This is a genomic window from Providencia sp. PROV073 (assembly GCF_033688125.1).
GTDB classification, from domain to species: Bacteria; Pseudomonadota; Gammaproteobacteria; order Enterobacterales; family Enterobacteriaceae; genus Providencia; species Providencia hangzhouensis.
The window spans coordinates 1,661,500-1,675,545 of the sequence record NZ_CP096353.1; the positions used below are offsets into that span (position 1 = coordinate 1,661,500).

Genomic DNA, 14,046 nt, shown 5'->3' on the forward strand with positions numbered 1-14,046 from the left:
GTTAATTTACAAGAAAAATAAATGTTTATAAGAACATTTAAAGATCTGCCGAACTGAGTTTATTAAGATTACTGATGGAGTAGGTGAGGTGCAATACTGAACCCTACGTATTGCTTTAATTTAAAAGTGAAATTAGCAGGCATTCACACTAATACAGCTAAACTATAGTTAAATTTCAACAGGTCATCAGCTTCGGTATTTTGTTCTGTACCTCGCTCAACAATTTAACGAGTGTGATGTCCGCTATGAGCTGTGAGTTCAATCGGTGGATGCAACGCACTGGTTAAATCGTTCTGCTGATGATTCATAACCTAGCGTTTTTCTTGGACTCTCGTTGAGTTGTCTAGCGATGCTATTTAATCTTTGCTGGCTATGAACGGATACCCCCTTATAACTAAGTATATTCACTATCTTTCCAGCAGGATCTCTGACGTAGAAACGGCGCACACCCCAAGGCTCATCGGTTAAACCGTAAACGATAGGAAAGTTGTTTGCTGTAGCTCTTTCAAAGGTTTCATCGACATTGCTGACTTCAATCGAAAAGTCGGGAACAGGGGTTACCGAACCACCCTCCTCAGCAATGCTAATCTGCGTTTCTGCACTCTGCCCTGACATAAGCGTCACGATCCAGCCGTGATCCATGCCAACGGTCATACTGAAAAGTTTCGCATAGAAGCTACGCACTTCATTGATTGATGATGTGCTGATATTTGCCACGATGCGCAGAACTGTCATTGCAACCTCTCTACTTGGTAACTCTCAATTAAGATGGATACCCACTTCACCCCATAAGCGAACCTGAGCACTGCACGATCCGTTTCTGGCACAGGGCTGATAAACAACCCTGGCAAATCTTGAGTGTTCGCTTTGAGCGAGGAGCTGACTCTGATGAGATCTACTTATTCCTATTCATATAATGCAGTATGCTATGCACAATAGCACGATGAAAAAAAGCATTTCACTCACCTACCTATTGATAAATGAGAATAATTCATCATGAAAAACAGCCAATTCTGATTCAAAACCTTGTTCTAGAATTGTAAAAATATCCTCACGGGTAAGATTATGTTCTTTGCGTTTTTCCTGCAATTTTTTCCAATAAGCTTTAGATTTCGCATTTTCTGGCGCGACAGTTGGGAGATTGTACACTTCATTTTCTTCCTTATATTTCCTGAATATTTCATCTTCAATATCATTATAAGGGCTTATAATAACGTCTGAACGGTAACCATAGTCGGTTTTTGCATCACCGTCCAGAACGGCTATCGCGTCCTTGGATGGGCAGATGAAATTGGTTACTGCATTACGTTTCATCAAATCAACAACATTACTACACCCACCGATATAAATAACTTTAACTCGATTTTTTGTTTCCATAGTGGAGAGCTTAAAGTTGATATAAGACTCAAGCGTTACATCTTCGGTGAAGATGAATTTATCAAACCCGAGGAAACCAAACATTTCAAGTTGGATAAAGCTGTAAGAAACCTGGTTATGGTGGACTGTACCGTTTTCATTTTTCAGATAGATGATTGGAGTGCCATATTCATAGATGGTTTTCATGATAGGGAGAGAGTGAGTAGTAAAGAGTATTTTTATTTCCCTTTTTATGCAAATATCCCTTATCGCGCCCATAAGTGAGACCTGAGCTGAGGAATCAAGGGATACGTCTATTTCATCTATAATGATAAGTCGACTTGAAGAGGTTATCATCTTAAAAATACTGATAACAAAGAACTCTCCAGAACTGAAATAGTCCTCGCGTATATATCTGTTATTATCAAGCGGAAGAAAATAGTAGTTTACGCCCTTTATTTTTACGACTTTCAAATTCTGAAACTTGTTTATATCCTTATAAACAGAATTGAGAAAAACTATGAGCTCATTTGCGTTTTCATACTCTCCTTTTAAGTACTTCTCCCTCAGCGTCATATCGATGCTGCCCAATGAAGGAAAATCAGAAAAACGTTTACCATAAGGAATAGGCAACTCGACGTTCAGAAACGTTTCATCTCTGATAATATTCTTCGTATCAAGGTCTCCATCATTGAACCTGAAAGCATATACGTCTTCATTAATTTTAACATCAATCTGTGTCTTTTCACTGATGCTAAACACGGAAGATGTTTTACTGACGATCGCAGTGTCCTTAAGTAAAGCGAGAGCTTTAATGATGGACGTTTTACCCACGCCATTCTTACTTGTCATACAGATAATTGGATCGCGTGAAAAATCAAATGACACGCTGATTTGGGCTAAGTGCTGCAACGCTTTGATATCTACACTAACGATCATTTCAGCAATTCCTTGCCTCTGAGCAGCTTACTAATGATGGAGTTCCCATATTTTTTACGCAGATGAAACAGGTAGTCCTTGTCAATGCTGTTAATCTGACTCAGAACGCCTGCGATTGATAGAATCGATGCCGTTTCATCCATCTTAGTGTAATCCATTAGTTTTTTCCTGTCACTTTTGAGCAAGTGCAGCTTCACTTCAATATCCGTCTTAGTTGCTTTACTGACTGTCATTTTTCCGTCATTAAGTATGCTTATTCCCAGAATCTTTCGTTCATATTTTTTCGTGATTATTTTTGTTTTTTTATAATTGATGGATAGTTTCAAGAATTCGTCAGATGATAATATACTCGTGAGATCGCGAATAATTATATCTTTATCCATTTCATCCTGTGATGAAATAATAAGGTCATCTGAATAACGACTGTAAATATAGCCTCTCTCCTTACAATAGGACTCAATAGTATTGTCATAATCATAAAAACAGAAGTTGCTAATTGAGGGGGAACATGAAAAACCGACAGGTACACGGTTATTGATAGTACACAGATAAACAATCCGATCAATATTCTTTCTAACTTCTTCAGAGTCAACCGAACGTATATGTTCGCAGTATTTTGATAGAGTGTGAAATATGGATTTAGCACTGATAGAAGGAAAAAAATTCGATATATCCGTTTTAAATATATACTCACTATTGCAATGAGGTCGAACAGCGTTACCGATATTCACATCTTTCTGGTAAGAAAAAACAATATCTTTTCTCATAGGCATTTCACTGAACACAAACAGGGAAAGAAAAGTATGAATACTCTTAAGTCTGGCGGAACACTGGTAAAGCTCAACCTTACTTTTACTTAAGGGAATACGGGAGGTTTCATCTTCCATTCTTAGAGTATGAAAATCAGCGAAGTCTTTTTTGTTATTGAAGTAGGAATTAAAAACACTCTCCAAACTGTTATTCTTCATTCATCCTTTACCTATGTATGATCTGATGTTGTCATCAGAAATAGTTAACTGACTGAAGCACCTTCACATGGCCTGTAAATTATTAAGGCCCCCGCTAATTGCTTAACGGAAGCCTTAATAATTTATGAGACTAAACTGCCTATAGAGGCTTCCTAGTTGACCGGAGATACTCCAAAGTCAGAAGCATATAGTAACTATGGTCACTTCAACCCTCTTTGTCAAGTATTCCATTCCCAGAACTGATTTCTCCGTTGATAAACAAGCCTCGATAGATGCAACATCCGCTTTTGGCACAGGGCTGATAAACAGCCCTGATAGATTTATACTTCAATTGACTCAGAAATCTCCAATGCATCATCGACTTCAATGCCAAGGTAACGAACCGTGCTTTCCAGTTTTTTATGTCCTAGTAATAACTGAATTACACGAAGATTCTTTGTTTTCTGGTAGATCAGGTATGGCTTAGTTCTGCGCATAGAATGCGTGCTGTACAACGAATTATCAAGGCCTAGCTTTTCAATCCAACCATGAAAAATACGGTTGTATTGTCTGGTAGAGATATGTTGAGCAGAACCTACTCGGGATTGGAAAATATAGTCTGCACTATGCAAGTGAGCTATTCTTATCCATGCAGCAACTGAATCTCTAGTTCCTTTAGTCAGCTCAAATTGGACAGGACTACCAGTCTTTTGTTGTAACACTGTTGCTCTGCTGGAGACTGAACTGCCATATGCAACATCTGATACCTTCAATTTAACGAGATCACAGCCTCGAAGTTTACTATCCACGGCTAAATTAAACAAAGCTAAGTCGCGAATTTTCCCTTCTAATTCCAGTCTAATACGGATTCCCCAGATATGAGATATTTTAAGCGGTCGTTTTTGCCCAATGATACGATTTTTATTCCACGGTGACTTAGACATAATTAAATCTCCTATGATGTAGAGATTTAATTATGTCTGTTATCCCGAAAGAGAGAACATCGGACATCGGCTTGTTATCCGGAATGGCAATTGTTTTATAAACCTGCAGAATAGAACTCTGTCAGAAGCAACAAGAAAACTCCGCAGGCGCAAAACCTGATTAGGGAAATTATCCGCTACCGGAGTTATACCAAATTGCTACACGTCTTTTTTCAGGATCAGGACAATGTAGTAGAGTGTAGCCTTGATGAGATGATTCAGGCTGTGAACTTCACGGAATAGCAGCAGAGTTTTGCGCAGAAACTCCATAAAAGTAATATCTTCCGACTTAGTACGTTCCATACCTTCTTTAGCAGGGTAATAGGTAATGACTTGCGTTGATTCTTTATATTCGTATTTATAGTGTGCAATACCGTTCCTGAGCCTATTATCGATGGCTGTTATATTAATTGTATAAAAGCAATCGTCGATATACTGAATTTTCTGGCCTAAATCCACATCAGCAAATTTATTCAGAGAGGATAATTCTTTACGAAATTCGTTCTTCTTGTTCAACTTTAATGTCGCTTCAAATTCATTGTGATCACCTCGTTTTAGTAAATTATTCAGGCCTGCAAGAAGCGTTAACTGACGGGCGAAAACCTCTGCCAAGTCTTTGTAGTAATTATTGCATGTGTCAAAGTAAGCCGTTGATACGCGAGCGGGAACTGGTCGGTATTTCTCTACCTCAATGTAATCATAAAAGAGGGCTGGTCGTAATGGTAATTCAAGTTCAATAAGGCGTGGGTATAAGCCAAGACAATCAAAATGTAGGTTTTTTAGAAATTTATTATTAATAATTTCCTCAACAAAGCTGATGACGTTCTTTTTATGCTTCCCGTGAAGATGTTGATATAAAAGGGTAAAACCTTTGGACAATTCTTCGTTTTGCTCATGGATTGTAAAAGGCGATGACATAATCGATGTTGCTGTGTACAAGGATGCTAAAACGTCTTCTTTTTTATGACTTCTCAGCTTTTCCATAGGTAACTTCGCACACACTTTTTCAAAGTTATTTATATTACCTTTTTTGTATTGAGTAATAACTCTCTCTAACTCCCTTTGCAATGGATAGAGGCGATTCAACATATCAAGGCGTTGAGCTAAATGACCAAATTCATTTCTACCAATTTCACTCATTGCACGAAAAAAGTCGTCATTCCCTGCGTGTACTTACAAAAATAAACAGGGAAATCAAGGTGTAACTCAACGAAATGATTCTCACCTGTGAATGGTGCTTCAAAATCAATTATATCTGATGCGCCCGTGAGATCGTCTTTCTCAGAGCCGATTGTAAAAGTGATGCGTTCTTCACACTCTGGGCAGGCAAACTGAAAAGGCTGAATGTCCCTGTTAGACATCCCAATTCTGCAATCAATTAACGTTTCACAGGTATCACATTTAAAACATTTGCATATATTCATGTTTTTCCGTTGAAGTTAAATTTTCATCTTAATAAGTATATATTTTGGTTCATATTCTTCAGATACAAAAATTACAGCTATAGCCCCTGCATGGCCCAACTTCTCTCGAACAGGTAGATGACATTAGGTTAACCGATAATCATGCAAAACGCGATATATGCAGGCTCCTGGGGAAACTAGGTGGAATAGACTTCTATCGAGTGCTCACTGTTGGATCAAAGTACAATCGCAACTTCCGCTTCTGGCACAGAGCAGACATCTAGCTCTGTGTTGTTATTGTACCAGCTCAAATTTGAGCTGGTACAAATAAACTACCCAACTAGCGATATTCCTCTAATTCCGCCTTCAATAATGCTTCCCCTATCAGCCGATTCAATAAAATCAGCCCACCATTGCATCATAGGGCGTCTTTGCTCTAGGTAATCACTACGGTTATAGGCGCGTCTCACTTCGTTTTTATCAACGTGGGCGAGGGCGGCTTCGATAACATCGGGTGGGAAGCCTTGCTCATTGAGAGCGGTACTAGCAATTGAGCGTAAACCGTGTGAGACCAGTACACCGCCGAATCCGGCGCGTTTTAACGCGGCATTGACAGTTTGGCTGTTCATAGGCTGAGTCGGCTTAATACGGCTTGGAAAGATAAACTCACGATGACCACTGAGTGGTTTCATTAGCTCTAGAATAGCTAAAGCAGCGTCAGACAATGGAACGGTGTGCTCACGGTTCATTTTCATTCTAGCAGCCGGTATCTTCCATTCCTTGGTCTCAAAGTTGATTTCATCCCAACGGGCTTCAGCTGCTTCAGCAGGGCGGGATATGGTAAGTAGCTGCCACATAAACAAACATCTGGTAGGTAAGATAATATTAGCTGTACGCATTGTTTGCATGAGTTGCGGTAATTGCTCAGGGTGAATACTTGGCATATTTTTTTTCTTTGGTTTTTCAAAAGCCTTACCAATGTTGATACTTGGAACAGCATCAATTAAGCCAGTATTTTGAGCATAGATCATCACTTCGTTGATACGTTGACAAAGGCGACGAACAGTTTCTAATGCACCTCTGACTTGGACGGGCTGTATTGCTTGAACCAATATATGGGCTTTGATATCGGTAACGCTGATATCACCTATAGCGGGAAATACATCTCGTTCAAGTGAACGCCAAATATCGTTACCGTAATCTTCGGTTACGGTGGACTTCTTCACTTCCCACCAACGCTCAGCAACAAGTTGAAAGGTATTTGCCTTAGCTTCTAAGGTGTTACGGACTTGCTCTTTATGGTGATCTTGCGGGTCTATCTGTTTAGCGAGCAGTGTTCTTGCTTCAAGGCGATAACTACGTGCATCAGCAAGGCTGACGGCAGGGTAAGCGCCTAGGCTCTTTTTAGCTCGTTTTTTAGTGAGAGGGCGAATGTAGCGAAATGACCACAGCTTGCTGCCATTGGATTTAACCAATAGCTCTAATCCGTCGCCATCATAGAGGACATAATCACTCTGTTTTGGTTTTGCTGCATCGATCTCTTTTGCTGATAAGGGTTTGGTTTGTCTTGCCATTTTTGATGTTCCGTTGTTTTTAGGCACCTCAAAAACTATAAAGGTTAACGAGGTGCCTATCAAGGTGCCTAAGATGATTGGATTTAATTAGGTGACATCAGACTGCGCAGGACATAAAAAAGCCCGCAACTCATTGAGTTAGCGGGCTTTTCAGTCTTCTTTGGACGTCCTTAGAAGATAATTTGGTGGAGCTGGCGGGAGTTGAACCCGCGTCCGAAATTTCTACATCCTCGGTACTACATGCTTAGTCTAGTCTTTGAATTCATTTGCCAGCTGCGGACAGACACGCCACCAACAAACTATCCTGATTAAGTTTAACGCTTCAACCCCAGGCAAGGCATCCACGCGATCTCTTTTGGGTTTGACCTCTCTTGATCCCCGTCCTAAGAGCGGAGGCTAGGGAGAGAGGGCTCTAAGCAGGTTATTAAGCTGCTAAAGCGTAGTTTTCGTCGTTTGCGACTATTTTTTTGCGGCTTTTTACGAGGCCAACCGCCCCTCGGCATGCACCTTGGGTTTCGCAAATCCCGTCGAATCCAGAATCAGCCCCAAGTTGTTGAGCGCAGTATAACAGAAAAATACTCTATAAAGCTAGAGGTTAGCGGTTAGAATGTTTCATTATACGTGCTTTATCGAGTTGCCATTCACGTTCTTTAATATCAGAACGCTTATCGTGAGATTTTTTACCTCTGGCAACGCCGATTTTAACTTTACACCATGCATTTTTCCAGTAGAGAGAAAGTGCAATAACGGTATAACCTTCACGGTTAACTTTACCGTAAAGTGTATCTAATTCACGTTGATTTAAAAGTAATTTACGGCTACGAGTTGGGTCGCACACAACATGCGATGATGCAACAGTCAGCGGTGTGAAGTTTGCACCGAATAAATAAGCTTCGCCGTCCCTTAAAAGAACGTAGCTATCTCCAATGTTGGCTTTGCCCGCACGGAGTGATTTGACTTCCCAGCCTTGTAGGGATAGACCCGCCTCGAACTCCTCTTCGATAGAATATTCGTGGCGAGCACGCTTGTTCATAGCAATTGTTGCTGAACCGGGTTTATATGGTTTTTTCTTTGTCATAGTGCAATCATTATACTGTAAGCTGAGTTGAAAGAAATCTTTCTAAGCTGATATTTTTTTGATTGTGCAAATCTTGCCCTATGTGGGTTTTGTTTTTTGTTTAACCAATCAAAGATGGTATTATACGCTCAGTTTTTGGGGATAGGAATTGATATGCCACAGATTAGTCGCTCTGCGTTGGTCCCTTTTAGCGCAGAACAAATGTATAAACTCGTTAATGACGTTATTTCATATCCGAGCTTTTTGCCGGGGTGTGTGGGTAGCCGAATTATTAGTCATAGTTCTGAAGAAATGACCGCTTCTGTTGAAGTGTCAAAAGCAGGCATTAGCAAAACTTTTGTCACAAAAAATGTGCTAGAGGATAACAAGTGCATTCATATGCAACTTGTGGAAGGGCCATTTAGTAAATTAGCTGGTGGTTGGAAATTTATTCCTTTAAGCCCTGATGCTTGTAAAATCGAGTTTCACCTTGATTTTGAATTTACAAATAAATTGATAGAACTTGCATTTGGCAAAATTTTTAAGGAATTAGCTAATAATATGGTTCAAGCCTTCACTTTAAGAGCAAAGGATGTATACAGTGTCTGAGCTGAATATTGAAGTGACATATGCGCTTCCTGAAAAGCAATTTTTGCTATCAGTAAAAGTGAAAGAGGGGGCGACAATAGAAGAAGCAATACTAGCTTCTGGTATTTTAGCTCTTAGAGATGATATTGATCTTAAAAAAAATAAGATTGGTATTTATAGTCGCCCTGCTAAATTGACAGATTTAGTGCAAGATGGGGATCGTGTTGAGATTTATCGACCTTTGATTGCAGACCCAAAAGAATTACGTCGCAAACGAGCGGAAAAGTCTAAAGAAGTTAAAAATAAGTAAACCGATTATACGTAGCGAACCGAGCAAAGCTCGGTTTTTGTCTTTAAATTTATTTATACAAGTTGAGTCTAAATAAATTTTTAATAAAGATACTCATAATAACAACCCGCCTGAATAAGTCCTTCATAAAACAGGTTGTTACTATCACACTAGGTGGTTCTTAGTGTTTGTGGTTAGTCAGCTGTTTTAGTTTCTGATGCTTTTGTTTCAGCAGCTTCCATTGATTCCTGCGCGGCAAGATTTTTCTCGTTTTTGATGTCAGTAAGAATACCATTGCGATCAAAAATCAGAGTCAAAGTTTCTTGCTGAACTGGGTCATGCCCAAGTTCTTGACGGAAAACATAATACCAAGTCTGAGTACCAAACGGGTCAGATAACATTGGCGTGCCCAAAGTATAAGCGACCTGTTGCTGTGTCATTCCTTTTTGGATCTTAGCAACATCTTTCGCTGTGAGGTAATTACCTTGGTTAATGTCTGGGTGATAGACAAGACGTTCCATCATTGAACAGCCCGTAGACATTAATGCGAGTGATAGTGCGGCAGCAGTTAACAATTTATAACGCATGGATATCTCATTCCTTTTGGAGTCAGAACATCAATGATAATCGACATTGATACAATTTAAAACCTTCCTTATCGACTCTAAGACCACATGAGCGTAAAAAAGTTGTCAAAAATTATGCTGCAAGTAACTCTTTTGCGTTGGCTAGTGTATTTTTGGTGACTTCTGAACCTGCTAAAAGGCGCGCAAGCTCTTGTAATCTAGATTTTTTATCTAATAGCTGCATATGAGTTTCAGTTTCAACGCCATTAGTTTCTTTGCTTACATAAAAATGATGATGTCCACAACCTGCAACTTGAGGTAAATGCGTTACACACATGACTTGAGTTGATTCACCTAACTCACGTAATAACTTACCAACAATAGCAGCTGTTGGTCCGCTAATACCCACATCGACCTCATCAAAAATTAACGCTGGAGTATCCATTTTCTTAGCGGTAATAACTTGAATAGCTAGTGCGATACGCGATAGTTCACCACCTGAAGCAACTTTAGCGAGCGCCTGATGTGGCTGACCTGGGTTCGTTGTAACATTGAATTCTATCTTACATGCACCATCAACCTGCAATTGTTCTGGTATAAATTTCACATCAATAGTAAACAGACCATGAGGCATTGAAAGTTGATGCATACTGTTGGTAATTAGTGTGCTTAACTCTTGGGCATAATGCAGTCGCACATGGTGTAAACGCTCTGCACAAGCTAATGCTTTTTGATGATCGATAGTAACTTGCTCGTTTAAAGTTTCACAATCTTCATTTTGATTAGCAATTTGTTCTTGCTCAGTCAATAACTGTTGAAATAGTTCAGGTAGTGCCTCGGGGCTAACATGATGTTTTCGAGCTAAGCTAATTTGTTTAGAGATACGTTGCTCAAGTTCAAATAAACGGTTGGGATCAAGTTCGTATTGATCGCAATAATGTTTTATTTCATCACTGACTTCACTGACTTGTATTGATGCTTCTTCAAGCATATCGAGAAGTTCTGAAAATTTCGGATTGAGAGCAACGAGATCAGTCAATTCATTTTTTGCCATATTTAATAAACTAATGACGTTCGCATCATCATTTTCAGATAGTATGTGCGTGGTTGTTTGACCAATAGACAAAAATTGCCCATGATTAGCGAGTTGTTTATATTCTTGGTCTATCTCTTCAAATTCCCCTTGAACAGGAAGGAATTCGTTTAGCTCTTTTAGATGATATTCCAGCAACTGTTGTCGAGATTCACGCTCTTGTATCTCTTTTTGAAATACGGCTAATTGTTGGCAGGAGTCGTGCCATGTTTTCCATGCTTTTTTCATTTGAGCAAGTAGTTCTTGCTGGTTTGAATAGGCATCAAGCAGGGACTTTTGATGAGTGTTATCTAGCAAGAGTTGGTGCGCGTGCTGGCCATGAATTTGGATCAGTAATGTACCGAGTTCTCTAAGTTGTGATAAAGGTACAGAAACGCCGTTAATAAAACCTCGGGAACGGCCGTCAGGAGAGATAGTCCGACGTAATAAGCACTCATTTTGGTTATCAAGTTGGTGCTCAATAAGCCAATTAGCAGCCATCTCAGCATCAACTAAGGAAAAACGGGCACAAAGATCAGCACGCAGTGCACCAGGGCGTACCATATTGGCTTCCCCCCGATTACCTAAACATAGGCCAAGAGCATCAATAGCAATGGACTTACCCGCACCTGTTTCACCGGTTATGGCTGTCATACCATTACGGAAATCAATTTCTAATTCACGTACGATTGCAAAATTATTGATTGTTAGTTGGGTAAGCATCTGCGCTCTCCTGTAAAAATACACACCTGTGTTTTAATACAGTGTATGACTGTTTTTTTATACAGTAAAGAGGCAGAATGAAAAAATTAAAAAGTTTTTTTAGCCCAGCCTAATTTTGAACTTAACGTATTGAAATAATTGTAATCTTGTGGATGAACTAAATTAAGATTTTTATTACTACGTTTAACAATAACTTCCTCTCCATCCTGAATAGGGAGCATAATTTGGCTGTCACAGCTGACTTCATAATCAATATTTGTTCGTAAAAACCTCAACCGAATACTGCTGTCGCTGCTAATCACTAGTGGTCTGGAGGATAAGGTATGTGGAAACATTGGAACTAATACAATAGCATCCAAGTTCGGGGTTAAAATAGGGCCACCTGCGGAAAGAGAATAAGCTGTAGAACCTGTTGGTGTGGCGATAATCAAACCATCAGAACGTTGAGAAAAGGCAAATTTTTCATCAATGTAAACCTCGAATTCGATCATATGCGCAACTTTGCCTGGGTGCAGAACAATCTCATTAATTGCGGTGCTTTTACGTGCTTTTTGGTTAGCTTTAATGACTTGTGCTTCTAGTAAAAAACGTCTTTCTTCGCGGTATTTTCCTTCAAGAACACTTGAAAGTTGTTGCAATGCATTATCAGGGTCTAAATCAGTAAGAAAACCGAGATTACCACGATTTACACCGATCACTTTATTATTATACCGGGATAAAATACGAGCAGCGCCAAGCATATTGCCATCCCCGCCAACGACGACAACTAAATCAGCCTGTTGGCCTATTTCAGTTAATGTACCAGTGTTGGCATTATCTAATTTTAAATCTTTAGCAACTTGTTTATCGATAATGGCATGATAATTTTTTGAAATTAACCAATGGTATATTAATTCATGAGTTGCCAATGCTTCAGGATGCCTAGGGTGCCCGACAATGCCTATCGTTTTAAAATGTGGTAGTGCTGTATTATTGTCCTTTCGCATACTTTTTTGGCCTCTGATTGTATGACTTCCCTTGAATCCCTGTATTAGATCCCCATAATACTCTCATATATGGGATTAATGCTAAATACGCGGAGATATTCATGAGTAGTAAAGACCAAAACATGCATGATGAGCAAGCTTTTGAACAAAATGAATCACAAAAAGTTCAAGCTGAGCAAGAAGCCAGCGTTCAACAAGCTGATGAGTTACAAGCAGACGAACAAGCGTTAGCCGCGCGTATTGCTGAGCTTGAGCAACAGTTAGAAGCTTCACAAAAAACTGAACGTGAAGCGATGTTACGTGCACACGCCGAAATTGAAAATATTCGTCGTAGGACTGAGCAAGATATCGAAAAGGCACATAAATTTGCACTGGAAAAATTCTCAAATGAATTATTGCCAGTGATTGATAACTTGGAACGTGCAATAGAAGCTGCTGATCACGAAAGTGAAGAGTCTAAAGCGATGTTAGAAGGTTTAAATTTAACGTTAAAAACCTTTTTAGATGCAGTGGCTAAGTTCGGTATTGAGCCTGTCAGTGAAGTGAATGTGCCATTCAACCCTGAAGTTCACCAAGCGATGACGATGATTGAGTCACCTGATCACCAAGCTAATCATGTGATTGATGTGATGCAAAAAGGGTACACGTTAAATAACCGTTTACTCAGACCTGCAATGGTTATTGTGTCTAAATAATCGATGAAATGGGATACGTGAGTATCCCATTTTTTCTTGTCCGCAATTTGAAATTATTCGCTAATTACAGGTGTCCAATCTATAGGTTTTTTGCCTTGCTGAGCTAAAATTTCATTTGTTTGTGAAAAATGCCCACAACCTAAAAACCCGCGATGAGCAGAAAGTGGGGAGGGATGTGGGGCTTTCAGAACATGATGGCGTTTAGTATCAATAATTTTACCTTTTTTCTGGGCATGAGAGCCCCAGAGTAAAAAGATCACGCCCTCGGTATTTTCATTAATTGCTTCAATAACTTTATCTGTAAATGTTTCCCAACCTAAATGTGCATGGGAATGGGCATTGCCTTGCTCGACGGTGAGGACGGTGTTAAGGAGTAAAACACCTTGTTGAGCCCAACTGAGCAAGTACCCATGATTAGGCCTTTGAAAGTCACTAATATCTTTTTCTAGCTCTTTATACATATTGACTAATGATGGTGGTGGCTTAATTCCTGGGAGTACGGAAAAAGAGAGGCCGTGAGCTTGCCCTGGCCCATGGTAAGGGTCTTGCCCAAGGATAACAACTTTAATATCAGAAAGCTCGGTATACCTAAATGCATTAAAAACGTCGTCTTGAGCAGGATAGATAATTTTACCATTTTTGCGTTGTTCTGCTACATAAGCCAACGTTTCTTTGAAATAAGGTTTTGATTTTTCAGGGCCAATGACATCGTGCCACGTAATGGAGTTTGACATGAAATATTCCATAACAATGAATTTAAGAAGGAACAATTATATGAACCAGTTGATAGCTATAAGCTTACTGGTTCATGAGGGAGAGATAAAGCCCTGATATTGAGTATTAATCTTTAAAAAAAATTGAAAATATA

The 14,046-nt window shown here is 39.5% G+C and carries 14 protein-coding genes, 1 other RNA gene and 2 pseudogenes; 3 read left to right on the plus strand and 14 right to left on the minus strand.

The window, feature by feature from the left end:
• Positions 1-258 precede the first annotated feature (258 nt).
• From M1F17_RS07340 to smpB, 10 genes and pseudogenes are all read right to left on the minus strand, one after another.
• Positions 259-384, minus strand: a pseudogene (locus M1F17_RS07340) (IS30 family transposase); the annotation flags it as partial.
• 75 nt (positions 385-459) lie between these two features.
• Positions 460-735, minus strand: a pseudogene (locus M1F17_RS07345) (glyoxalase); the annotation flags it as partial.
• Between the two features lie 231 nt (positions 736-966).
• Positions 967-2,295 carry an AAA family ATPase gene (locus tag M1F17_RS07350; RefSeq protein WP_131680560.1) on the minus strand — a complete coding sequence of 443 codons (1,329 nt, stop codon included), beginning with the start codon at positions 2,293-2,295 and terminating at the stop codon, positions 967-969.
• The gene (locus tag M1F17_RS07355; protein WP_131680559.1) at positions 2,292-3,263 is read right to left on the minus strand and encodes a reverse transcriptase domain-containing protein; all 972 of its coding nucleotides are present in this window, start codon (positions 3,261-3,263) and stop codon (positions 2,292-2,294) included. The genes M1F17_RS07350 and M1F17_RS07355 overlap by 4 nt, the downstream gene beginning before the upstream one ends.
• Before the next feature lie 320 nt (positions 3,264-3,583).
• Positions 3,584-4,186, minus strand: coding sequence for a tyrosine-type recombinase/integrase (locus tag M1F17_RS07360; protein WP_131680558.1), 603 nt, complete (start codon positions 4,184-4,186; stop codon positions 3,584-3,586).
• A 198-nt stretch (positions 4,187-4,384) separates the two neighbouring features.
• Positions 4,385-5,365: a hypothetical protein gene (locus M1F17_RS07365; protein WP_239407491.1), complete on the minus strand. Its 981-nt coding sequence runs from the start codon at positions 5,363-5,365 to the stop codon at positions 4,385-4,387.
• A complete protein-coding gene (locus tag M1F17_RS07370; RefSeq protein WP_239407490.1) occupies positions 5,362-5,586 on the minus strand; it encodes a hypothetical protein in 225 nt (74 codons plus the stop codon). Before M1F17_RS07370 ends, M1F17_RS07365 begins: the two co-directional genes overlap by 4 nt.
• 374 nt (positions 5,587-5,960) lie before the next feature.
• Complete coding sequence (locus tag M1F17_RS07375; RefSeq protein WP_131680557.1) at positions 5,961-7,202, minus strand: integrase; 1,242 nt, start codon at positions 7,200-7,202, stop codon at positions 5,961-5,963.
• A gap of 183 nt (positions 7,203-7,385) precedes the next feature.
• Positions 7,386-7,749: a transfer-messenger RNA gene (ssrA, locus tag M1F17_RS07380) on the minus strand.
• A gap of 48 nt (positions 7,750-7,797) precedes the next feature.
• Complete coding sequence (smpB, locus tag M1F17_RS07385) at positions 7,798-8,280, minus strand: SsrA-binding protein SmpB (RefSeq protein WP_004265004.1); 483 nt, start codon at positions 8,278-8,280, stop codon at positions 7,798-7,800.
• Positions 8,281-8,433: 153 nt separating this feature from the next.
• Between smpB and M1F17_RS07390 the strand changes: the two genes are divergently transcribed.
• Positions 8,434-8,868, plus strand: coding sequence for a type II toxin-antitoxin system RatA family toxin (locus tag M1F17_RS07390; protein ID WP_036959027.1), 435 nt, complete (start codon positions 8,434-8,436; stop codon positions 8,866-8,868).
• A complete protein-coding gene (locus M1F17_RS07395) occupies positions 8,852-9,157 on the plus strand; it encodes an RnfH family protein (protein ID WP_004265002.1) in 306 nt (101 codons plus the stop codon). Before M1F17_RS07390 ends, M1F17_RS07395 begins: the two co-directional genes overlap by 17 nt.
• 173 nt (positions 9,158-9,330) lie before the next feature.
• Here the strand turns inward: M1F17_RS07395 and bamE are convergent, their stop codons facing one another.
• From bamE to nadK, 3 genes are all read right to left on the minus strand, one after another.
• Positions 9,331-9,723, minus strand: a complete 393-nt coding sequence (bamE, locus tag M1F17_RS07400; protein ID WP_004265001.1) for an outer membrane protein assembly factor BamE — start codon at positions 9,721-9,723, stop codon at positions 9,331-9,333.
• Between the two features lie 112 nt (positions 9,724-9,835).
• Positions 9,836-11,497 (minus strand): DNA repair protein RecN, encoded by a 1,662-nt coding sequence (recN, locus tag M1F17_RS07405; protein WP_144140241.1) that lies wholly within the window; start codon positions 11,495-11,497, stop codon positions 9,836-9,838.
• Positions 11,498-11,583: 86 nt separating this feature from the next.
• On the minus strand, positions 11,584-12,483 hold the full coding sequence (nadK, locus tag M1F17_RS07410; RefSeq protein WP_164455432.1) for an NAD(+) kinase: 900 nt from the start codon (positions 12,481-12,483) through the stop codon (positions 11,584-11,586).
• A gap of 101 nt (positions 12,484-12,584) precedes the next feature.
• Between nadK and grpE the strand changes: the two genes are divergently transcribed.
• Positions 12,585-13,178 carry a nucleotide exchange factor GrpE gene (gene grpE / locus M1F17_RS07415; protein WP_004264998.1) on the plus strand — a complete coding sequence of 198 codons (594 nt, stop codon included), beginning with the start codon at positions 12,585-12,587 and terminating at the stop codon, positions 13,176-13,178.
• A 53-nt stretch (positions 13,179-13,231) separates the two neighbouring features.
• Here grpE and ung read toward each other — a convergent pair whose 3' ends face one another.
• Positions 13,232-13,912, minus strand: coding sequence for a uracil-DNA glycosylase (ung, locus tag M1F17_RS07420; RefSeq protein ID WP_110591984.1), 681 nt, complete (start codon positions 13,910-13,912; stop codon positions 13,232-13,234).
• Between the last annotated feature and the right edge of the window lie 134 nt (positions 13,913-14,046).

Excerpts from the sequence above, each read along its gene's own strand:
- M1F17_RS07350 (WP_131680560.1), bottom strand. The coding sequence starts at position 2,295 with ATGATCGTTAGTGTAGATATCAAAGCGTTGCAGCACTTAGCCCAAATC.
- nadK (WP_164455432.1), bottom strand. The coding sequence starts at position 12,483 with ATGCGAAAGGACAATAATACAGCACTACCACATTTTAAAACGATAGGC.
- M1F17_RS07365 (WP_239407491.1), bottom strand. The coding sequence starts at position 5,365 with ATGAGTGAAATTGGTAGAAATGAATTTGGTCATTTAGCTCAACGCCTT.
- bamE (WP_004265001.1), bottom strand. The coding sequence starts at position 9,723 with ATGCGTTATAAATTGTTAACTGCTGCCGCACTATCACTCGCATTAATG.
- M1F17_RS07360 (WP_131680558.1), bottom strand. The coding sequence starts at position 4,186 with ATGTCTAAGTCACCGTGGAATAAAAATCGTATCATTGGGCAAAAACGA.
- grpE (WP_004264998.1), top strand. The coding sequence starts at position 12,585 with ATGAGTAGTAAAGACCAAAACATGCATGATGAGCAAGCTTTTGAACAA.
- M1F17_RS07375 (WP_131680557.1), bottom strand. The coding sequence starts at position 7,202 with ATGGCAAGACAAACCAAACCCTTATCAGCAAAAGAGATCGATGCAGCA.
- M1F17_RS07395 (WP_004265002.1), top strand. The coding sequence starts at position 8,852 with ATGTATACAGTGTCTGAGCTGAATATTGAAGTGACATATGCGCTTCCT.
- M1F17_RS07390 (WP_036959027.1), top strand. The coding sequence starts at position 8,434 with ATGCCACAGATTAGTCGCTCTGCGTTGGTCCCTTTTAGCGCAGAACAA.
- smpB (WP_004265004.1), bottom strand. The coding sequence starts at position 8,280 with ATGACAAAGAAAAAACCATATAAACCCGGTTCAGCAACAATTGCTATG.
- M1F17_RS07355 (WP_131680559.1), bottom strand. The coding sequence starts at position 3,263 with ATGAAGAATAACAGTTTGGAGAGTGTTTTTAATTCCTACTTCAATAAC.
- ung (WP_110591984.1), bottom strand. The coding sequence starts at position 13,912 with ATGTCAAACTCCATTACGTGGCACGATGTCATTGGCCCTGAAAAATCA.
- recN (WP_144140241.1), bottom strand. The coding sequence starts at position 11,497 with ATGCTTACCCAACTAACAATCAATAATTTTGCAATCGTACGTGAATTA.
- M1F17_RS07370 (WP_239407490.1), bottom strand. The coding sequence starts at position 5,586 with ATGTCTAACAGGGACATTCAGCCTTTTCAGTTTGCCTGCCCAGAGTGT.